Source organism: uncultured Haliea sp. (genome assembly GCF_963973825.1).
GTDB lineage: Bacteria > Pseudomonadota > Gammaproteobacteria > Pseudomonadales > Halieaceae > Haliea.
In genome coordinates this window covers 247,386-268,297 of record NZ_CAXBAE010000001.1, presented here as the reverse complement: position 1 = coordinate 268,297, position 20,912 = coordinate 247,386, and the positions used below count along the sequence as shown (strand labels likewise).

16 protein-coding genes and 1 pseudogene are annotated in these 20,912 nt (G+C 63.8%); 6 read left to right on the top strand and 11 right to left on the bottom strand.

Annotation, left to right across the window (positions count from 1 at the left end):
* Positions 1–21: 21 nt before the first annotated feature.
* Genes AACZ17_RS01235 through AACZ17_RS01215 form a run of 5 tightly spaced genes read left to right on the top strand, consistent with a single transcriptional unit; the run spans position 22 to position 5,138 of the window.
* Positions 22–795 (top strand): SDR family NAD(P)-dependent oxidoreductase, encoded by a 774-nt coding sequence (locus AACZ17_RS01235; protein WP_290744353.1) that lies wholly within the window; start codon positions 22–24, stop codon positions 793–795.
* A gap of 12 nt (positions 796–807) precedes the next feature.
* Positions 808–1,941: a CaiB/BaiF CoA-transferase family protein gene (locus tag AACZ17_RS01230; protein WP_290744352.1), complete on the top strand. Its 1,134-nt coding sequence runs from the start codon at positions 808–810 to the stop codon at positions 1,939–1,941.
* A 25-nt stretch (positions 1,942–1,966) separates the two neighbouring features.
* Complete coding sequence (locus AACZ17_RS01225; RefSeq protein WP_290744350.1) at positions 1,967–2,749, top strand: enoyl-CoA hydratase/isomerase family protein; 783 nt, start codon at positions 1,967–1,969, stop codon at positions 2,747–2,749.
* 27 nt (positions 2,750–2,776) lie between these two features.
* Positions 2,777–4,339 carry a carboxyl transferase domain-containing protein gene (locus AACZ17_RS01220; protein ID WP_290744348.1) on the top strand — a complete coding sequence of 521 codons (1,563 nt, stop codon included), beginning with the start codon at positions 2,777–2,779 and terminating at the stop codon, positions 4,337–4,339.
* Positions 4,340–4,370: 31 nt separating this feature from the next.
* Positions 4,371–5,138 (top strand): SDR family NAD(P)-dependent oxidoreductase, encoded by a 768-nt coding sequence (locus AACZ17_RS01215; protein WP_290744346.1) that lies wholly within the window; start codon positions 4,371–4,373, stop codon positions 5,136–5,138.
* Positions 5,139–5,192: 54 nt separating this feature from the next.
* Here the strand turns inward: AACZ17_RS01215 and AACZ17_RS01210 are convergent, their stop codons facing one another.
* The 5 genes from AACZ17_RS01210 to AACZ17_RS01190 all read right to left on the bottom strand — a co-directional run bounded on the left by AACZ17_RS01210 (position 5,193) and on the right by AACZ17_RS01190 (position 13,140).
* The gene (locus AACZ17_RS01210; protein WP_290744344.1) at positions 5,193–6,752 is read right to left on the bottom strand and encodes a leucyl aminopeptidase family protein; all 1,560 of its coding nucleotides are present in this window, start codon (positions 6,750–6,752) and stop codon (positions 5,193–5,195) included.
* A gap of 22 nt (positions 6,753–6,774) precedes the next feature.
* On the bottom strand, positions 6,775–9,579 hold the full coding sequence (rapA, locus tag AACZ17_RS01205; protein WP_290744342.1) for an RNA polymerase-associated protein RapA: 2,805 nt from the start codon (positions 9,577–9,579) through the stop codon (positions 6,775–6,777).
* Between the two features lie 113 nt (positions 9,580–9,692).
* On the bottom strand, positions 9,693–10,511 hold the full coding sequence (locus AACZ17_RS01200) for a TatD family hydrolase (RefSeq protein ID WP_290744340.1): 819 nt from the start codon (positions 10,509–10,511) through the stop codon (positions 9,693–9,695).
* Entirely contained in the window at positions 10,504–11,520 is a 1,017-nt protein-coding gene (locus tag AACZ17_RS01195; protein ID WP_290744338.1) for a LysR family transcriptional regulator, read from the bottom strand. The genes AACZ17_RS01200 and AACZ17_RS01195 overlap by 8 nt, the downstream gene beginning before the upstream one ends.
* 144 nt (positions 11,521–11,664) lie before the next feature.
* Positions 11,665–13,140 (bottom strand): wax ester/triacylglycerol synthase family O-acyltransferase, encoded by a 1,476-nt coding sequence (locus AACZ17_RS01190; protein ID WP_290744336.1) that lies wholly within the window; start codon positions 13,138–13,140, stop codon positions 11,665–11,667.
* A gap of 144 nt (positions 13,141–13,284) precedes the next feature.
* Here AACZ17_RS01190 and AACZ17_RS01185 point away from each other — a divergent pair, with 144 nt between their 5' ends.
* The gene (locus tag AACZ17_RS01185) at positions 13,285–14,589 is read left to right on the top strand and encodes a hypothetical protein (RefSeq protein WP_290744334.1); all 1,305 of its coding nucleotides are present in this window, start codon (positions 13,285–13,287) and stop codon (positions 14,587–14,589) included.
* Here AACZ17_RS01185 and AACZ17_RS01180 read toward each other — a convergent pair.
* The 6 genes and pseudogenes from AACZ17_RS01180 to AACZ17_RS01155 form a co-directional block, all read right to left on the bottom strand.
* Positions 14,567–15,196, bottom strand: coding sequence for a methyltransferase domain-containing protein (locus tag AACZ17_RS01180; RefSeq protein WP_290744332.1), 630 nt, complete (start codon positions 15,194–15,196; stop codon positions 14,567–14,569). The genes AACZ17_RS01185 and AACZ17_RS01180 overlap by 23 nt on opposite strands.
* Position 15,197: 1 nt before the next feature.
* Positions 15,198–15,410 (bottom strand): annotated as a pseudogene (locus AACZ17_RS01175) (cold shock domain-containing protein); the annotation flags it as partial.
* Positions 15,411–15,800: 390 nt separating this feature from the next.
* Positions 15,801–16,013: a cold-shock protein gene (locus AACZ17_RS01170; RefSeq protein WP_290744330.1), complete on the bottom strand. Its 213-nt coding sequence runs from the start codon at positions 16,011–16,013 to the stop codon at positions 15,801–15,803.
* 88 nt (positions 16,014–16,101) lie between these two features.
* Positions 16,102–18,936, bottom strand: coding sequence for a valine--tRNA ligase (locus tag AACZ17_RS01165; RefSeq protein ID WP_290744328.1), 2,835 nt, complete (start codon positions 18,934–18,936; stop codon positions 16,102–16,104).
* Positions 18,937–18,969: 33 nt separating this feature from the next.
* Positions 18,970–19,398: a DNA polymerase III subunit chi gene (locus AACZ17_RS01160; protein ID WP_290744326.1), complete on the bottom strand. Its 429-nt coding sequence runs from the start codon at positions 19,396–19,398 to the stop codon at positions 18,970–18,972.
* Position 19,399: 1 nt separating this feature from the next.
* Positions 19,400–20,887 (bottom strand): leucyl aminopeptidase, encoded by a 1,488-nt coding sequence (locus AACZ17_RS01155; protein WP_290744840.1) that lies wholly within the window; start codon positions 20,885–20,887, stop codon positions 19,400–19,402.
* Positions 20,888–20,912: the final 25 nt, after the last annotated feature.

The window sequence follows — 20,912 nt, the reverse complement described above, 5'->3', positions numbered from 1 at the left end:
TATATCGAGCAGGAGAACATCATGGATTTGAAAGGAAAAGTAGCCATCGTTACCGGCGGTGCGTCCGGTCTTGGCCGGGCCACAGTCGAAGCCTACGTGGCAAAAGGCGTCAAGGTCGCCATTTTCGACCTGAATGAAGCCAACGCGCAGGAGGTGATCAGCACCCTCGGAGCCGACAACGTCGCCTTCTGGAGTGTCAACGTGGCCGATGAAGACTCGGTGCGTGAGGCGGTGGCGGGCGTTGTCGACACCTTCGGCGCGGTGCACATCTGCAACAATTACGCCGGTATCGGCAGCGCCTGCAAAACCCTGGGCAAGAATGGGCCCTTCCCGCTGGACCAGTTCCTGCCGGTGATCAACGTGAATCTGGTGGGCACCTTCAATGTCGCCCGCTATGCCGCCGAGCAGATGGCAAAGAACGCGCCGGTGAACGGCGACGACGGCCGGGGTGTCATTATCAATACGGCGTCTATCGCGGCGATGGAGGGTCAGGTTGGCCAGCTGGCCTACAGCGCCAGCAAGGGCGGTATTGTTGGTATGACGCTGCCCATGGCGCGCGACCTTGCGAGTTACGGAATCCGGGTAAACACTATCGTGCCGGGCCTGATCCACACGCCGTTGTTCGAAAGCCTGCCGGAAGCGGCCTACAATTCACTGGCCAGCAGTGTCTGTTACCCGCGTCGCCTTGGTCGCGCGGAGGAGATTGCGCACCTGTCGGTTTTCATCGCCGAGAACGACTACGTCAATGGCGAATGCATCCGCTTGGATGGCGCCATCCGCATGCAGCCGCGCTAGGGGGGCGTCACCATGGGACCTTTGAACGGATTTACCGTAATCGAACTGGCCGGCATCGGCCCTGCCCCAATGGGTGGCATGATGCTGGCCGACATGGGTGCCGAGGTGATTCGCATTGAGCGTGCCAATGCTGCCGATCTGAAGCAGTTGAAAGACGTCAGTGCCCGGGGCAAGAAGTCCGTCGTGCTGAACCTCAAGCAGGCGGAAGGCGTCGAGACGCTGTTGCGCATGGTTGAGAATGCGGATGTCGTCATCGACCCCTATCGCCCCGGAGTCTGCGAAAAGCTGGGCATCGGGCCGGATGCCTGCATGGCGCGCAATCCCCGTCTGGTGTTTGCACGCATGACCGGCTGGGGGCAGGACGGGCCACTGGCACGCGCTGCAGGGCACGACATCAATTATATCTCCCTCACCGGGGCACTCTTTGCCACCGGCCGTCGCAACGAAAAGCCGGTGCCGCCGCTGAATCTGGTCGGCGACATGGGTGGTGGCGGCATGCTGCTGGTGAACGGTGTGCTGGCGGCTCTGCTGGAGGCGGCCAATTCGGGCAAGGGTCAGGTGATTGACGTGGCGATGGTCGACGGCGCGGCGCAGTTGATGTGGATGTTCCACGGCTTTGAAGCGGTTGGTGCCTGGGATGCCTCCCAGCGCGAGGCCAACCTGCTGGACGGCGCAGCCCATTTTTACGACACCTACGAGTGTGCCGATGGTCGCTACATCTCCCTGGGTTCGATTGAGCCGCAGTTCTACGCGTTGCTGATGCAGCTCGCTGAGCTGCCCGAAGCGGACTTTGCGAACCAGCACGACGCGGCGCGCTGGCCAGAGATGACAGAAAAGCTGGCGGCGATCATCAAGCAGAAAACACAGGCCGAGTGGTGTGAACTGATGGAGGGCACTGACGTGTGCTTTGCGCCGGTACTGTCCTTCACGGAGGCACCCAGTCACCCGGCCAACGTCGCCCGAAACACCTACATCGAGGTGGATGGCGTCACCCAGCCGGCCCCGGCGCCGCGTTTCAGTCGCACGCCTTCCAGCGTTGCGCACGGGCCGCGTGCCCTGGGCGAGGATACGGCTGCTACACTGGCCGCCATGGGATTCGCCGAGAGTGAGATTCGCGCACTACGTGACGCAGGCACTATTGGCTGAAACTGAGGGCAATGAGGAAATAAGCATGGCGAATTATGAAACAGTGACGGTGGAGCGCTTCGACCAGGTTGCCCTGGTCAGCCTGAACCGTCCGGATAACCTGAATGCGTTCAACGCGGCGCTGCGGCGCGACATACTGCTGGCGGTCAACGAAGTGAATGCGGACCCGGGTATCCGCGTCGCCGTGCTGACCGGCGCCGGGCGGGCGTTCTCGGCGGGTGCAGACCTGGGTGAAGTGACTGGCGCAGATTTCGATGTAGAGCACCAGCTCAACAGCGAATACAAGCCGGTGCTGCTGGCCATCCACGAAGCGCCGATACCCTGGATCAGCGCCGTCAATGGCGCTGCGGCAGGTGTGGGCAGCGCGTTCGCCATGGGCTGCGATCTTACCGTGATGGCCGAAAACGCCTACGTGTATCAGGCCTTCGCGGCCATCAGCCTGGTCCCCGATGGCGGTGCCACCTGGCATCTGGTCAGGACGCTGGGTCGCAAGCGCGCCTACGAGCTGATTGTCACCGGCGAGAAACTGGCCGCGCAGCGCTGTCGTGAACTCGGGTTGTGTAACCGCGTGGTCGCTGCGGATGCCCTGGTCGCGGAGGCACTCGCCTGGGCGCAGGAACTCGCTGCCAAGGCCCCGCTGGCCCTGCGGTATGCCAAGGAATCCCTGAATTTTGCGCTGGAGCAGGATCTGTCGGCGACCATATCCGAAGAGGCCCGCTTGCAGAAAATCTGCATTGGCAGCGCCGATGCAAAAGAGGGTGTCGAAGCCTTCATTGGGAAGCGCGCACCTGTCTGGCAGGGCAAGTAGGCGGGGCCGCGTGCCCGCCGTCACCGCATGACGGAAGAGCTGCGCCCCGAGCTACAGGCGCTGCGCGAGCGTCTGCTGCGCACCCAGGACGAATACCGCGCCGAGGCGCGGACCCGGCGGCATGCCGCAGGGTATCGCACGGCTCGCGAAAACCTCCGTGATCTGGTCGACGACGACAGCTTTCAGGAATATGGGCAACTGGCGGTGGCGGCGCAGCGCACCCGGCGCGACTATCTGGAGCTGCAAAGCAGCACCGCTGGCGATGGCATTATCACCGGCACCGCAACCATCAACGCGGCCCAGGTGGGGATGCAGGCAGCTCGCGCTGCGGTCGTGATCAACGACTACGCAGTTCTGGCAGGTACCCAGGGTTTCTTCCATCACCGCAAGCTGGACCGCCTGTGTGAACTTGCCGAGCAGCACCGCCTGCCGGTGGTCATGTTCACCGAGGGAGGGGGTGGCCGTCCCGGTGACACCGATGTGCTGACACACATTGCCGGGCTGCATGTGGAGTCCTTTGCAACCTGGGCGCGACTGGCCGGCCGGGTGCCGCGAATCGCAGTCAACAACGGCTATTGCTTTGCCGGTAACGCGGCGCTTTTTGGCTGTGCCGACTTCACCATCGCCACGCGCTCATCCTGGATTGGCATGGCCGGGCCGGCCATGATCGAGGGCGGTGGACTGGGCAAGGTCGCCGCCACCGACATCGGCCCGCTGGAGGAGCAGTTAAAAAACGGCGTTGTGGATATTCCCGCCGATAACGAGGCGCATGCCACCGCCCTGGCCAGGCAGCTGCTGGGGTATTTCCAGGGGCCAGTGCGCGAGTGGTCCTGCGTCGACCAGAGCGCGTTGCGCGCTGCCGTGCCCGACGACCGGCGCTGGGCCTACCCGGTGCGCAAGGTCATCGAGACGCTGGCGGACAGTGGGTCGTTCCTCGAATTGCGTCGCGTCTACGGGCGCAGCATCATCACCGGATTCATCCGGCTCGAGGGTCTGCCGGTCGCGCTGATTGCCAACGACTGTCAGCAGCTGGGTGGAGCGGTGGATGCCGAATCGGCGGAAAAAGCGGCTCGTTTTCTGGGCGTGTGCGATGCCTTTGGCCTGCCGGTATTGTCGCTGACGGATACCCCGGGGTTCATGGTGGGGCCGGCGAGCGAACGGCAGGCAGCGGTGCGCCGCATGTCCTCGCTGTTTACCACCGGGGCCCGTTTGCAGGTGCCGGTGGTGGCGGTTTTCCTGCGCAAGGGCTACGGGCTGGGTGCCATGGCCATGACCGGGGGCAGCTTTCTGGCGCCCGTCTACGCCGCTGCCTGGCCCACGGGGGAGTTCGGTGGCATGGGGCTCGAAGGCGCAGTGCGCCTGGGCTACCGGAAGGAATTGGAGGCGGTGAAAGATCCCGCCGAGCGCGAGCAGCTGTTCGAGCAACTGCTGGCGAAAATGTACGAGGCCGGCAAAGCTACGGAAGCCGCATCGTTTCTGGAGATTGACGCGGTTATCGACCCGGCGGATACCCGGGCTGAAGTATTGCGTGCCCTGCGGACCGCGGGCATCTGTCCGTCGCCTGGCGTCTTCGGGCCAGCGGCGCCATAAACCCTGTTTTCACACGACTTGGAGAAGACCCATGCAGAACCTGTTTAACGTCAGTGGAAAAGTGGCCGTCGTCACCGGCGGTTCGCGCGGTATAGGTGCCATGATTGCCGAGGGCTTCGTGGCTAACGGTGTTAAAACCTATATCACAGCGCGCAAGGCGGAGGAGCTTGAAGCCACCGCGGAGCGCCTGTCCGCACAGGGGGAGTGTATTGCGATCCCCTCGGACCTCTCCACCCTGTCGGGGATTACCGCGTTTGCCGCGGCGCTGAGAGAGCGGGAGCCTGCGGTACATATTCTGGTCAACAACGCCGGGGCAACCTGGGGCGCTGCCATCGACGAATTTCCGGAGAGTGGTTGGGACAAGGTGATGGACCTGAATGTCAAATCAATCTTCTTTCTCACCCAGCAAATGCTGCCGCTGCTGCGCGCCGGGCGCCGCGACGACGACCCGGCCCGCGTGATCAATATCGGTTCGGTGAACGGGATTACCAATGCCCACGGCAATAACTACGGCTACAGCGCAAGCAAGGCGGCGGTCCACCACCTGACCCGGCAACTGGGTGCCGACCTGGCCAAAGAGGGTATCAACGTCAACGCCATTGCTCCCGGACTGTTCCCGAGCAAGATGACGGCGCACCTGCTGCCGCATGAGGCGGAGCTGGTGCAGAGCTTTCCGATCAGCCGCATGGGGTCCGCGGAGGATGCGGCGGGCACCGCGATCTACCTCAGTTCCCGGGCCGCTGCCTGGGTGACCGGCCACGTGTTGGTGCTGGATGGTGGTCTGGTTGCGGACGCCTGAGGTGCCCGCCGCCGTTACGCTGCGCGTTCCGGCGGCAGGGTAAGGCGCCCGAATTCACTCCGCAGTCGAGTTCGCGTAGAGCGTCACCCACTCGGTCAGCAGGCGCACGCCGTAGCCCGTCGCGCCGGTCAGGGGCGGTTTGCTGGTGGCGTCATAGCGGCCATTCCCGGCCATATCGACATGCACCCAGGGCGTGTCGCCGGCAAATTGCTGCAGGAAAACCGCGCCCGCCTGTGCGCCGGGGGAGCCCGTGTTGCGGATGTCAGCCACTGTGCTCTCAATGATTTTTTCATACGGCCCCAGCGGCAGGCGCCACACCCGTTCACGGGTCAACTCGCCTGCCTGGGTCACGCTGTCGACGAGTGCATCGTCGGTGCTGAAGACTGCGGCGTAGTCCCGGCCGAGGGCACGGACCTTGGAGCCGGTCAGTGTGGCGATGTCGGCGATAACCCGTGGCTTGAATTTTTCCCGCGCGTACCAGATACCATCCGCGAGCACGAGGCGCCCCTCGGCGTCCGTGTTGGCGATTTCGATGGTGATACCGCTAGCGGATGTCACCACATCACCGGGCAATTGTGCAGTGCCCGACACCGCGTTCTGTGACAGCGGCATTATGCCGACCACGTTCACCGGCGCGCGCTGGCGCGCCAGCGCCTCCAGGGTACCCGCCACTGCCGCGGCACCGGCCTTGTCACCGGTCATGGCGAGCAGGGATTCAGCATCCAGCTTCAGGTTGTAACCGCCGCTGTCGAAGGTGATGCCCTTGCCGACCAGCGCGATCGGTGCGTCCTTGCTGCCACGCCACTGCGCGATCAGCAGGTGGGAGCCGTGCTGGCTGCCGCGGCTGACGCCGTACAGTGCTTCCATGCCCTCCTGCAGAATCTGCTTGGGTGTCAGCACGGTGATTGTTATCCCGAGGGGCTCGAGACGCTGCCTGACATGGTCTGCGAAGGCGGCGGGGTAGCCGTCACTGCCCGGGAGGTTGGTCAGTTCCCGGGCGGTAAAGACGCCCTCCGCAAGGGCCCGCAGCTGCGCATAGCGCGCCTCGGCCGCTTGTGGGTCGGACACCAGCCAATGATAGGTCTGTGCCGGACGCGGCTCCGGTGCAGACTTGTAGCGGTCAAAGCGGTAGTTCGCCAGGTCAGCGCCGTGTGCCACGGCAGCGACCAGGGCGCTGTGACTGTCATTCTGCGGGAGCAGCCCGGTGTTGACCGCCACGGTGCTTGAAGGTCGCGTCGCCAGGTGCAGTGCCAGGGCCGCGCCGACGGACTCCGCATCTGCCCGTTGCAGCGCCGCGCCGTCGCCCACTCCCAGGGCAATCAGTCGCTTCGCGTTCATTCCCGCGGGAGCGAGCACTTCGAACTGTTCGCCGAGGGCACCGGTAAACGCCTGGGCCTCTACCGCGCGTTGAAACTGGGCCACCGTCTCTGCCGACCCTACGGCGGGCGCAGCGGGGCTGCTGTCGGTAGACAGTGGCACCAGCACCACCACAGTGTCCGCCTCGGCGGGCGGTGTCGCGCTGAACAGGTTCTGTGTCTGCAGATAGTCGGCCTGTGCAACAAAGGCGACGAGCAGCAGGCCGACGGCTGCGCTGTAGCGAAGCATAGTCTTCATGGTGGGAGAATCCTCCTTGGTGTCAGGTGGTGATGATCAGGCGCAGTGCCTGTAGTTGCAGGCTGGCATGGGCGATGTGCAGTGCCGATTCCTCAATCCGGTAGGCGAGGTGGTCCAGTTCTTCCTGTCGGATGGACGGGTTCACCGCGCGAAGGGCCTGCAGTCGCTCCAGCTCGGCGCCCAGTTCTGCACGCATCTGTTGCTCGGCGTCGGCGAGCAGTGGAGCAAGGCGCTCGGTCGCCAGGCGGCTGGCGAGTAGCATCTTGTTGTCCACTTCCTGCTGCACCTGCTTGATGATCGCAAGGGCCGTGCTCTTGTTGACGCGTTCGACCAGGCCGTTGAGGCGCTCGTGCGGTACCAGTGCTGCCAGGTCCTTGCCGCGTGCATCGACCAGCAGGCGCAGGGGAGACAGGGACAGGAAGCGTTCCAGCTGCAGACTGCGGGGCGCGACACAATTGACGGTAAACACACACTCCAGCAGCATGGTGCCCGGGGCGATGCCCTTGAGTTTGATAGTACCCAGGGCGGCGTTGCCCAGTTCGGTGGAGCGCACCATGTCCATCGCCTCCACCAGCATCGGGTGCTCCCAGGTGAGGAAGGCCATATCCTCGCGCGCCAGAGCCTTGCTCCGTGAAAAGGTGACGGTGGTGCCATCCTCCTGCAGGTGCGGGAAGTGACCTGTCAGCATATGGTCCGTTGGACGCAGCACCAGGGCGCGGTCCGAGTGATGCTCGTGTTCCACACCATAGGCCTCACACAGGAGTTCGAGGTACTGTTGCAGCTCGTCGCCGGCCTCCTGGCTGCTGATTTCGGTAATCAATTCGCCGGCCACCTCGGCCTTGCAGGAGTTGCGCTCCAGCAGCCGGTCGCGCCCCTCCCGCAGCTCCCGTCGTGTCTCCAGGGTGAAGGCCGCGGTATCGGCGATCAGCGATTCCAGGCTGTCGTCCGGTTTCTGCAACAGCGGCAGCAGGCGCGATGCGAAGCGGTCGAAAATCATGGTGCCCGCGGAGCAGCTTTCCCGGAACAGGTTCAGGCCCCGGTCATACCACTCCAGCAGTACCTCCTGGGCGCTGTCGGCCAGATACGGCACGTGAATCTGTACATCCTGGGCCTGGCCGATGCGGTCGAGACGGCCGATACGCTGTTCCAGCAGGTCGGGATTGAGCGGCAGGTCGAACAGGATCAGGTGGTGGGCAAACTGGAAGTTGCGCCCCTCGCTGCCAATTTCCGAACAAACCAGGGTCTGTGCCCCGGCGGATTCGTCGGCGAAGTAGGCTGCGGCCCGGTCCCGCTCGATGATGGACAGGCCCTCATAGAACGCCGCGGAGCGGATGCCCGCGCGCAGGTGCAGATGATGCTCCAGCGTCACGGCTGTTTGCGCCCGGGCGCAAATCACCAGCACCTTTGCCGGGCGCAGGGCTTTCAGGGTTTGCTCCAGCCAGGCCACGCGGGGGTCGAACCCCACCCAGCTGTCATCGTGGTAGGGGGCTTCGGGGTGCAGTGCCTCGGCAAGGTCGCTGTTGGCATGACGGTACGGATCGGGTTGCTGCAGCGGGTAGCGGTGCAGCACGCGTTGGGGAAAGCCGCTGATGGCAGCGCGCGTGTTGCGGAACATCACCCGCCCGGTGCCGTGGCGATCTAGAATCTGTTCGATCAGGGTGTCGGCGGGTGCATCCGGGTCCAGCCCTGCGGGCAGGTCAGCCGGTCGCTCGCCGCGTTCCAGGCTCAGGGTGAGGTCGCTCCAGCGACGGTACTGCTGCTCTTCCTCGCGGAAAGCCTCGAGCGAGTGAAAGCGCTCCGGGTCCAGCAGTTGCAGGCGCGCGAAGTGGCTCTCCAGACCGACCTGCTCAGGTGTGGCGGTGAGCAGCAGAAGCCCCGGATTCTGGCGTGCCAGTGCGGCCACGAAACGGTAGTCCTCACCGGGTTGCTCCGGGGACCAGTGCAGGTGATGCGCCTCGTCCACGACCACCAGGTCCCAGTCCGCCTGCAACGCCTGCAGTTGTCGCGCTTGTGAGTCCCGGAACAGGTCGAGGCTGCACAGCACGAGCTGCTCCGCCTCGAAAGGATTCTCCCCATCGGCTTCCATGAGTGGGTCTTCGTCCAGCAGCTCCAGTGGATCCGAGGTGTCCAGACGCTGGGCATCGAACAGGGAGAAATGCAGGTTGAAGCGACGCAGCATCTCTACCAGCCACTGGTGCAGCAGCGTTTGTGGCACCAGCACCAGCACCCGCGAAGCTCTGCCCGTAAGCAGCTGCTGGTGCAGGATCATGCCGGCTTCAATGGTTTTGCCCAGACCGACTTCATCGGCCAGCAGCACCCGCGGGGAGTAGCGCTGCCCCACTTCGTTCGCGATATACACCTGGTGCGGCAGCAGGCTGGTGCGGGAACCCATCAGCCCCCGTGCGCGGGAGCGCTGTAGCCGGTCGATATGCGAGAGGGTGGCCACCCGCAGGGCGAAGTCACTGGTTTTGTCGAAGTGGCCGTTCAACAGGCGCTGCTGCGGCGTCGTAATCTGTACGAAAGGGTCAAGTTCCAGTTCGGAGACCGTCAGCTGTGCATCGTGGTGATCAGTGCCGGTGTAGAGCAGCAGTCCGGCGCTCTCGGTGACCGCCGTCACCGCCAGCTCGCTGCCGTGCACGGTCGAAATGTGGTCGCCCACCTTGAAGCGCAACCGGGTCAGCGGTGCGCTGTCTGCAGCGTAGGTGCGCTCCTCACCCACCGCCGGAAAACTCAGTGTGACGCGTCGCGGTTCGACCTCGACGATGATCCCCAGACCCAGCTGCGCATCGGCATGGCTGACCCAGCGTTGACCTACGATGTATTCCATGGCGTCCCGTATGCTGCAGGGCCCCTGGTTTCGGCCCGTAAAAGACGCCTAGTCTACCATCGACGGGCAGCCGGGTTGAGGCTTGCGGCGCTTCTGCGCCGAAATTGCCGCGTTTATGCCCGCTCTTCGGGGAAAAACAGCGCCAGACTGTTGCGATAGGCGGCCTGCAGCAGAGTCTCGACGGGCACATCCAGCACGCTGGCCACGCGTTCAGCGATGAAGGGCAGGTAGAACGGGGCGTTGGGCCTTCCCCGGTAAGGCACCGGGGTCAGGTAGGGTGCGTCGGTTTCCAGCACCAGTTGCTCCAGCGGCGTTGCGGTGACCACGGCGCGCACGTTGTCGGCGCTGTTGAAGGTGGTGATCCCGTTAAATCCCAGCATGAAACCGGCCTCCAGGCAGAACTCGGCCAATGGCAGCCCCGAGGTAAAACTGTGGATCACGCCCTTGCGCCGCAGCTGCGGTGCGTACTCGGCGAGAATGTCACGGGTATCTTCATCGGCGTCACGGGTGTGTATAACGACCGGCAGGTCCAGGTCCGCGGCCAGGGCGAGCTGTGCGGCAAACACCTTTCGCTGCACGCTTCGGTCGGCGTGGTCGTAGTAATAATCCAGGCCGATTTCCCCGATTGCCACGATCCTTGCGTCCTGTGCCTGCTCACGAATCCTGGCTGCCACGCGGGCATTGAAGCCCTCGGCTTCGTGAGGATGAATTCCCTGGGTGCCCCATATGTCGGGCGCCCTGCGGGTTAAAGCGAGCACGCGGTCCAGGTTGTCCGCAGAGACGGCAATGGTCACGATGCGCTCAACGCCGACACTGCGGGCGCGCAGCAGGGTGTCCTGCAGTGCCTCCGGTTCGAGGTAGTCGAGATGGCAGTGGGTCTCGATCAGCGGGGTGGCGAATAGCGGTATGTCGCGGCGCTTGCTGTTACCCATGCGACCTCCGGGTACGGGTTTGCGGCGCCCGCGTGGGTCGCCTGGCGAGTGCGGGTCCGCCGCCGCTGCTGTCCGGCGCGCGTGTTTCCAGTTCGGTGATGGTGTCCGTGATCTGCTCCCACAGCCATTGGTGGAGGGGTGACTGATCCGTGCGGCGGTGCGCCACCAGCATGTAGTTCAACGTGTAATCACTGCCCGGCGGTGTCGGCAGCGCAACGATGCCGCTGGTGATGTGGGTGTTCTGCAGCACATAGGCCGGGCCCGGCAGGAAATAGTCAGTGCTGCGCAGCACCTCCATCGCCGTCATCAGATGCGAGGTTTCCAGCGATCCCTGCAGGGGGCTGCGTACGCGCATGAACGCATCCGAACTGCGCGCCAGCTCGGCCTGCTCCAGGTCGGGGATATAAACGCGGATCAGCGGAAAACTGGCCAGCCGGTCCCAACTGATCTCACCCTGGGTCAGAGGGTGTCCTGCGCGCACCAGAATCGCGGTGGGCGCGCTCACCAGTTGCTGCACCCGAAAGTCCGCTGGGTAGTGAGACTGAGCGATGTGGATTGCAAAATCCAGACTACCGGTCGCCAGCGCCTCAAGCTGATGCTCAAGGCGCGTGATCGTGCGTATGGAGAGCCTCGGCGCCAGCCGATGCAGCCGCTGGATAAATTCCGGGAGCAGCGCGATACCCACGTACTCGGAGAGGGCCACAGTGATTTCGCCCGTGTAGGTGTAGGGGTCAAAGCGCGAGCCCGAAACCAGTCGGTTGATATCGTCCAGTACGCCGCCCAGTTCTGCCGCCAGCTCCAGCGCGCGCGGTGTGGGTTGCATGCCGCGCTGGCTGCGCGTGAACAGGGGGTCGCCAAACAGGCTGCGCAGGCGACTCAGGGTTTTGCTCATTGCCGGTTGTGTAATGTGCAGCCGTTCCGCGGCCCGCGATACACTGCGTTCCTCGAGCAGTGCGTGCAGGGCCACCAGCAGATTCAGGTCGGTTTTGTGCAGATTAAGGGTGTCCACCGCTCAATTATGAATCATTTTCATGGCAAACATAAGAAAAATACATTGGATATATATCGAGAGGCTACCTATTCTACTCCCATGTCATGAGCGTTTCCGTCGACAGCGACGGAGGCGACCATCCAGGTCCAGCAAGTGATAGTTTCAAACCCGCCGTCTGGCGGGTTTTTTTTGCCTGCGCGCTGCCGATTGCCGTCCTGTCGCAGGCAATACCGCGAGGGCCAGCGCCTGACAGGCGTCCTCCAGGCAGTCCCGGTAGTGCTCGGGATCTGGCAGCATGGCGCGGTCAGCGAGTACCGAGACGGTAACTTTGCCGCAATAGCTGAACACCATGTGAAAGATGCCCATACCGGGTGTGAGTACACCGAGCCCGTAGTAGTCCATCAGGCGTGCCCCCGCACAGTACAGGGGCTGGTCGGGTCCGGCGACGTTGGAGACCACGGTCGACACGTTGACCGGGAGGTAGCTGGAGAGATGATTGCGCGCCCAGAAATTCGCGACCGGGCGGGTCAGTGCCGGGGTGAACACCCCAGCGAGTTTCAGCATGTCGACCAGCGGGCTGACGCTACCGGCTTTCTGCGCATCCAGCGAGCTGTGGTGAATGGCCTGCAACTGGGCTGCCGGGTCGGCGATATCGGTATGCAGGCAGGTGAACACGGAACCGACCTGGTTGTGATCTTCAGTGGACGCCCGACGGGCGCGCATGTTGATGGGAATCGCGGCGGATAGCGCGGCGTCGGGGGCCTCGCCACACTGCTCGAGATAGCGCTGCAGGGCACCGCCGACCACGGCCAGGGCAACATCGTTGAGCTTGACGCCGGCGGCATCCTTGATCGTCTTGAAGTCCTGCAGTTTGAATTCAGCGGCGGTGAATACCCGGTGCGGACTCACCGGTGCGTTGAAGCGCGTTTTGGGGGCCTGCATGTCCAGGCCGGGATAGTCGCCCTTGACCACTCCCGCCGCGTAGCGTGCCAGCTGCAATGAGTTGCTCGCGGCGCCACTGACAACGCCGGCCACATTCTTGATCCCGTTGACGGTAGCGCGGGACAGCAACTCCGCCATGCCGGGTGTGATATCCACGAGGCGCGGTAGCGACTCGGGACTGGCGGCATGGTCCGGGGACGGCACCAGGTCGTGTATCAGCGCGGCGATGCTGTTGCCGCCCATGCCGTCCACCAGCGAGTGATGGATCTTGATCATCACCGCGAAACTGCCCTTGGGCAGTCCGGGAATGCGATCCAGACCCTCGATGATATACGCTTCCCAGAGCGGCTTCGACATGTCCAGCGGACGGGAGTGCAGGCGGGCTACCTGGATACAGAGCTGGCGCCAGTCTCCCGGACTGGGCAGCGCGATATGCCGCAGGTGGAACTCCACATCGAAGCGCTCGTCCTTGACCCAGTATGGACGATCAAGGCCGCCGGGTACCTGTACCAACCGGGTGCGGAACAGGGGCTGGTTGTCCAGCCGGCGTTCAAACGTGGCAATGACCTGTTTGAAGCGAACCTTGCCGCCCGGCGCTGTCGAAGGGTCATAGATACCCAGGCTGGCAATGTGCTGCGGCGTGTTGCCCCGTTCGAGGTTGATGAAGGCCGCGTCCAGAATACCTAGCTGTTTCATCGTGGGCTCCGGTTTGCCGGCTGAGGACTTATGGAAGATGTGTCTGCGTGGAAGCCGTTATATCATCATTGATTCGGATGCTCTAGCGAGATCCGCAGGACGTGCGAGGTAGCGAGGTAGGCGATGAGGCAGGAGGGGTCTGCAGTGGTCCGGGAATGGGTGGCCGTGCTTTGTGTCGTGCTGCTAGGGGTAGCGCCGGTTGCTGAGGTCAATGCCGCTCCCGGCGCCAGCTATGGCCATGATTTCATCCTCGCCGGCAAGGCATGGCCCGATGAGGCGCCGGTTGCACGCCGCGTGGATGTCGCCGCGGTCAGTGCTCCCGAGTCGGCGGCTCTGCAGCGTCAGCGGCTCGATGAACTGGAGATGCAGCAGGGGCCCTATGCCCCCGCTCTGACGGAGCCACTCGCCGACCTGGGGCGCAGCCTGTCCCGGTCCGGGGATAGTGTCGGCGCGGCGCGCGCCTTCAACCGCGCCCTGCACGTGCTGCGTGTGAATGAGGGATTGTACAGCGACAATCAGCTGCCGCTGGTCCGTGAGCTGTTTTCTGTGCATCGCAGCCTGGGCGACTGGCGCGCGCTGGACGCGCGCTATGACTACTACTTCCGCTTGCTTGGCGGCGCGGGCGAGCAGCCCGACGCGCGCGCGGCAGCGGAGTACTTTCGCTGGCAGCGCGAGGCCCTGCGGCGCGGACTGGACGCCAGCGACCACCGGCGCCTGGTGCAACTCTATGAGACCAACGAACAGCTGTTGACCGCGGCCCGTGACACACTGCCCGCGGAGCAGCGCTGGCTGCTCATCGACAGTCAGCTGCGCAATCTGTACCTGATACAGGCCCAGGCCCGCCCCGACGCTTTTTCTTCGCGCAGCGACGGCCCAGTGGGTTTTGGGTTTCGCCAGGAGCCGCTGCAGGAGCTGGATGTTTATGAGCAGCGGCTGATTACCCTTCAGCGTCTTGCGGAGGGCCGTGGCACGGAACTGCTGGTTGAGTTCATTGCAGCACAGGATGTACGCGATGAGGCGCTGCGTGCCCGCGCCTGGCTCGCACTCGCTGACTGGCGCCAGTGGAACGGTGCACAGGGCGATGCGCTGGAGGATTACCGCGCCGTGGCAGCGCACCTGCAGGCGACCGGTCAGCGGGCACGGCTCGAGGAGTGGTTCGGCAGTCCGGTGGAATTACCTGACAACGGCGCCTTTCTGCGCGACCCGGGTGAGGGCGGTGTGCTGGTCAGCGCCCGCTACAGCATCAATGAGCGGGGCGTGGCCCGGGATGTCGAAACCGAAGCCTACGACGAGGCCGACAAGGGTTTCGCCATGCGGCTCTACCGCGGCTTGCTGAGAACCCGCTTCCGCCCGCGCCTGGAGGAAGGCGTGCCGGTTGCCAGCACCGACGTTGAGCGGAGCTACCGCTACCTCGACCCTGAAGCCATCAGGCGTTTTCGAGCACCATGAGCGCACCGCGCGCTTCAACACTGCCGCGGCAGCGCCAGGGCAGAAGCTCGGCGCAGTGCCGATCCACGCAGCCCTGTGCCATCTCGAGGAACGTCGAACGCTCGGGGTCGGCAATGACAATGGTCTTCACGCCGGCCTTCACGGCGCGATTGACCAGGTTGGTCACCGGGCGCACCAATTCATCCCAGAAACACACATCAGCAGCCAGCAACAGGTCGTAGCCCGCGAGCTCCCGGGTGCTGATCTGCTCGAAACGTTTGACCTGGTGACGCGTGCTGACCCCGTTCAGGGCGGCCACCGCCTCGAGGTAGGGGAAGACGTCCGGGTCTGCATCCAGTGAGGTGACGTCGCTGCCCAGTCTTGAGGCGCACCAGATGCCGGCAATGCCCCAGCCGCAGCCGACGTCCAGCACCCGGGCGGCGTGTGCCGGTGGGTGTTTCTGCAAATAGTCCAGCAGCAGGCAGCTGGACTTCCACAACTTGTTGCCATGAATGCTTGGCAGGTTGCCGCGGCGGCGAACGCGGCGTATTGCCGGATGCGCAGCGGTGGGCATGATCATGCCGCGAAAGCGGCGTTCGGTGCGCGGACCCCCGCTGTTTGCCGCCACCTCAGTGCGACCGTTCCAGCAGTTCCACATCCTCAGCCTGTGGGCCCTTGTCGCTGGCGGCGGTGTGGAAGGCCACGCGCTCACCGTCGCGCAGGCTGCGGCGGCCCTCGCCGCGAATTGACCGGAAGTGCACAAACACCTCCCGACCATCGTCACAGGTGATGAAGCCAAAGCCCTTGGCGCTGTTGAACCATTTGACAGTGCCCTGTTCGCGGTTGCCCGTGGACGGCCGGGCCGCACGCCGTGGTTTTTCCTGCCGGTTGTTTGCAGCCTGTGGGCCTTGTGTTGCCGCCACCGGCCACAGTGCGCCCAGCAGTGCGGAACTGGTGGTGGCCACCACGAACAGTATCAGCAGGGTGGGATCCGGGAAGGGTATGCCAAGCAGGGAACTCGCCAGCGCGGTGAGTGCCAGTGCAATGAGCAGCGTGATGATCAGTTGGGGGATGAAGCGCATGGTGTTCCTCGTCAGTTAATGGATTGGCGCCAGTGATGGAGCGGCGGGCGCAATTGGCCGGCCCTGCGGCGGCTGTCGCCCCGGGCAGTCAGCGTGATACAGGTTAAACCGAAAGCTTTGCGTGGGGCCTTGAGCGACAGCCTTTGCAATTCAGAGCTTTTGTACGTCCTCGGCCTGGAGGCCCTTGGGACCCTCCACCAGGCTGAACTCTACAGTCTGACCCTCATTGAGAGTGCGGTACCCCTCGCCCTGGATGGAGCGGAAGTGCACGAACACGTCTTCGCTGCCTTCCTCGCGGGTTATAAAGCCGAACCCCTTGGCGTTGTTGAACCACTTCACCGTGCCACTTACACGTTCATTCATACCCCTTTCCTCGGTATTTCCTGCCACTTTTTATTATTCCCGGCGCATGTCTGCGACGGGTTCTGAATGCTTGCACCGAGTGTGTGCGTTACAGCTGCGCGATATATTCGGCTTGCCCGCGCAGCTTGTGCAGCGCCTGATCCAGCGCTGCCAGTTTTTCCCGTTCCTTGTCGACCACATCCTGCGGTGCCCGGTCAACAAAGTTACTGTTGCCCAGTTTGCCCTGCAGTCGGCCGCGCTCCTTCTCGAGCTTTTCCACCTCACGGCCCAGTCTGGCCAGCTCGGCATCGCGGTCAATAAGCCCGGCAAGCGGTACCAGAAGTTCCAGCTCTCCCACCAGTCCCGTGGCGGCAACCGGTGCCTGGGCATCGGCATCCAGCCATTCAATACTGTCCAGCCGGGCGAGCTTCTTCAGGAAACCGGCATTGTTCCGCAGCCGCTCGCGATCCAGATCGCTCCCGTTGCGACACATCAGCTCCAGACCCCGGCCCGGCGGCACGTTCATTTCTCCCCGGATGTTGCGAATGCCGACAATCACCGCTTTGAGCCATTCTATCTCCGCATTCGCGGCACTGTCCACGGCGCCGGCATCACTCTCCGGCCAGGGCTGCAGCATGATACTGGGACCGGTAATGCCTGCCAGTGGCGCGGCGCGTTGCCATATCTCCTCGGTGATAAACGGCATGAAGGGGTGCAGCAATCGCAGCCAGGTTTCCAGCACGGTGATCAGGGTGTGGCGCGTTCCCCGCAGCTGCTCGGGTGCCGCCTGCTCGTCCCAGAGCACCGGTTTCGACAGTTCCAGATACCAGTCGCAGTACTCGTTCCAGATGAACTCGTAGAGCGCCTGGCTGGCGAGATCGAAGCGGTACTGGTTGATTGCATTCGCTACCGCACCCGCCGTCTCCTGCAGGCGTGAGAGAATCCAGCGGTCTGCGAGGCTGAGTTGCAGGGGCAGGCTCGCGTCAGTGCCGCAGTCCTGCCCCTCGCAGTTCATCAGCACGTAGCGCGCCGCGTTCCAGATCTTGTTGCAGAAGTTGCGATAGCCTTCAATGCGGCCTATGTCGAACTTGATGTCACGGCCGGTGGAGGCCAGCGAGCAGAAGGTGAAGCGCAGCGCATCAGTGCCGTAGGCGGCCAGACCTTCGGGGAACTCGGCGCGTGTCTGCTGCTCGATTTTTTTCGCCAGTTGCGGTTGCATCATGCCCTGGGTGCGCTTGGCCACCAGCGGCTCGAGCTCGATGCCGTCGATCAGGTCGATCGGGTCCAGTACGTTGCCCTTCGACTTGGACATTTTCTGGCCCTGGGAGTCGCGCACCAGGCCGTGTACATACACGGTCCTGAACGGCACCTGCGGGCTGCCGTCCGGGTGTTTGAGAAAATGCAGGGTGAGCATGATCATCCGCGCCACCCAGAAAAAGATGATATCGAATCCGGTCACCAGCACATTGGTGGGGTGGAAGGTGCGCAGCTCCTCGGTATCCTCGGGCCAGCCCAGCGTGGAGAAGGTCCACAGCGCCGAGCTGAACCAGGTGTCCAGCACGTCCTCGTCCTGCAGCAGTTCGGTACCTGTGTCCAGGGCGTATTTTTCCCGGACTTCGGCTTCATTGCGTCCAACGTAGACCTTGCCGTGTGTGTCGTACCAGGCCGGAATGCGGTGCCCCCACCAGAGCTGACGGCTGATGCACCAGTCCTGGATGTCGCGCATCCAGGCGAAATACATGTTCTCGTACTGTTTGGGCACAAACTGGATACTGCCGTCTTCAACAGCGGCGATGGCGGGCTTCGCCAGGTCTGCCACCTTGACGTACCATTGGTCGGTAAGCCATGGCTCCACCACGGCACCGGAGCGGTCACCGCGAGGTACCTTGAGGGTGTGGGGCTCGATTTTCTCCAGCAGTCCCAGCGCTTCGAACTCGGCGACGATGGCCTTTCGCGCCTCGAAACGCTCCATGCCTGCGTACGCCGCGGGTGCCTGCTCGCCATGCTGGGCGGCGTAGCCCTCAAAGGTGAGTACGGTGAACTCGCCGAGAACGTGCGCATTGCGGTCGAAGATATTGATCAACGGCAGGTTGTGGCGTTTGCCGACTTCATAGTCGTTAAAGTCGTGTGCCGGGGTGATTTTGACACATCCGGAACCGAACGCCGGGTCCACATAGTCGTCGGCGATAATAGGCACCAGGCGCCCGGTCACGGGGAGGCGCAACTGTTTACCGATCAGGTGCTGGTAGCGCGGGTCCTCCGGATGCACGGCGACCGCGCTGTCGCCGAGCATGGTTTCAGGCCGTGTGGTGGCGACGACCAGATGCCCTGCCTCGCCCTCCAGTGGATAGCGGAAATGCCAGAGTGAACCTTGTTCTTCTTCATTCAGCACCTCCAGATCGGAGATGGCGGTGTTGAAAACCGGATCCCAGTTCACCAGGCGCTTGCCACGGTAGATGAGTCCCTGGTCATACAGCTGTACAAAGACTTCGCCGACCGCTGCGGAGAGACCGGGGTCCATAGTGAACCGTTCGCGGCTCCAGTCAACCGAGGAGCCGAGGCGCCGGATCTGGCGGGTTATGTTGCCACCGGATTCCGCCTTCCACTCCCAGACTTTGCCCAGGAAGGCTTCGCGGCCCAGATCGTGGCGCGACACACCGTCCGCCGCCAGCTGGCGCTCCACGACCATTTGCGTTGCGATACCTGCGTGGTCGGTGCCGACCTGCCACAGGGTATTGTCGCCGCACATCCGATGGTAGCGCACGAGGCAGTCCATGATGGCGTTGTTGAAGCCGTGCCCCATATGCAGGCTGCCGGTGACATTCGGCGGTGGGATCATGATGCTGTAGCTGCGGTCGCCGCCACCGGGCTTGAAATACCCCTGTTGTTCCCAGTGGTCGTACCAGCGGGATTCTATTGCGGCAGGTTGGAAAGTCTTGTCCATCGCGTCAGCTGTCCGGGTGCGAAAAGCGCGGGATTATACGCCGCTGAGGTCGTGCTTTTCCAATTGGTAACCTCGGGCTTTGTAAAAGCGCCAGGATTCCCGCAGCGCTGCGAGACTGGCATCGTCCTGGGTCACCACTTCGGCGACCCGGTGGAAACGGGCGAAAAATGCCGGCACCTGAAGCTGCAGGTTGATCAACAGGTCATCGTGCCTGGCAGGCTCTTCGCCCCAGCCGATTGCCACAAGGTCGGAGCCGGGGTCGCCGGCCAGCCCATGGGGGAGGAAACTGCTGGGCCGAAACCCCCAGAGCAGGGTGTCCAGTGCCTGCGCCTGATCCTGGTCGCGGGCGTGGATGTAGATGCGGTGTCCGCGCTGAAACGCCTTGTCGGCGAGGCGGGCGGCGACCTGCAGGCGACGTGCCTCGCCGGCCTGCTGGATCACGTAGAACCCGACCCGGGTCATGTCAGCCTGCAGCCCGATCCTGCAGGTAGCGGGTAAGCATCGCGACGGGACGCCCGGTGGCCCCCTTGGGCGCGCTGTTCCAGGCGGAGCCGGCGATGTCCAGGTGCGCCCAGGGGTAGCCCTCGGCGAACGCGGCGAGGAAGCAGGCGGCGGTGATTGAGCCGCCCTCGGGTCCGCCGATGTTGGCGAGGTCCGCAAAGTTGCTGTTGAGCTGTTTGCGGTAATCCTCCCACAGTGGCATGCGCCAGCCGCGGTCGTGGGTGGCTGTCCCGGCTTGCAGCAACTGCTCGGCCAGCGCGTCGTTGTTGGCATAGACCGCCGAGGCATGGGAGCCCAGCGCGACGACGCAGGCACCGGTCAGGGTTGCGATGTCGATGACGGCGGCGGGCTTGAGGCGACGGGCGAAGGTGAGCGCGTCGCACAGGACCAGGCGGCCTTCGGCATCGGTATTGAGAATCTCGATGGTGGTTCCCGACATGCTCTTGACCACATCGCCCGGCTTGGTGGCCCGGCCGCTGGGCATGTTCTCTGCCGCGGCGATGATGCCGGTGACGTTCAGCGGCAGCGCCATGTCAATCACCGCCTGCAGGGTGCCCAGCACACTTGCCGCCCCGCACATGTCGTACTTCATCTCATCCATCTTCGCCCCGGGTTTGATGGAAATGCCGCCGGAATCGAAGGTAATGCCCTTGCCCACCAGTACCTGGGGCGCGCTGCCCGACTTGCCGCCCCGGTACTCGATGACAATCAGCTTGGCGGGCTCGTCGCTGCCGGCAGACACCGACAGCAACGAGCCCATACCCAGCTCGCGCATCTTCTTTTCCTCCAGCACCTGGGTGCGCACTTTGCTGTTACCGCGGGACAGCTTGCGCGCCTCGCTGGCCAGATAGGTCGGCGTACAGATGTTGCCCGGGAGGTTGCCCAGCTCACGGGTGTAGTTGATTCCCCGGCCCAGCGCTGCGCCCTGGTCCAGCGCCGTCTGCGCCTTCTGGCTGGACAGGCCCTTGCCGGGATTGACCGCCAGTTTCTTCAGCGCAAGGGGATCCTTGGGCTTGGACAGGGTGCGCGTGTAGCGGTAGCTGCCAACCGTGATGGTGCGCGCGACCAGTTCCAGCAGCCAGGCGCCCTCTACGTTGTCGCCGAGCATATCGGCAGCATGCAGCAGCGCCTCGGTTGTACTGCAGGCGTTCAGAGCGGTGCTCAGCCCCTGCACAGCGTCACGCGCGACCGCCGGGTTGAACTGTGCGCGCTCGCCGCAGCCCAGCAGCATCACGCGCTCGGCATTGCCGATTCCGGGCAGCATGTGGGTTTCCCCCGGCTTGCCTTTGAAGTCGCCGAGTTTGAGTGCGGCGCGCAGCGTGCCGGCGCTGTCCAGGGCCTCCGCGGTCGCGGACAGCTCATTGCCGAACACGGCGACAATGGCGCAGCGGGTTTTTGTCTTGGCCGGGTCAGCGCTGGCGCGGGCGGTAGTAAAGGTGAGTGTGCTCATCATCGGTGCCTGCTAGTTTTCGTGG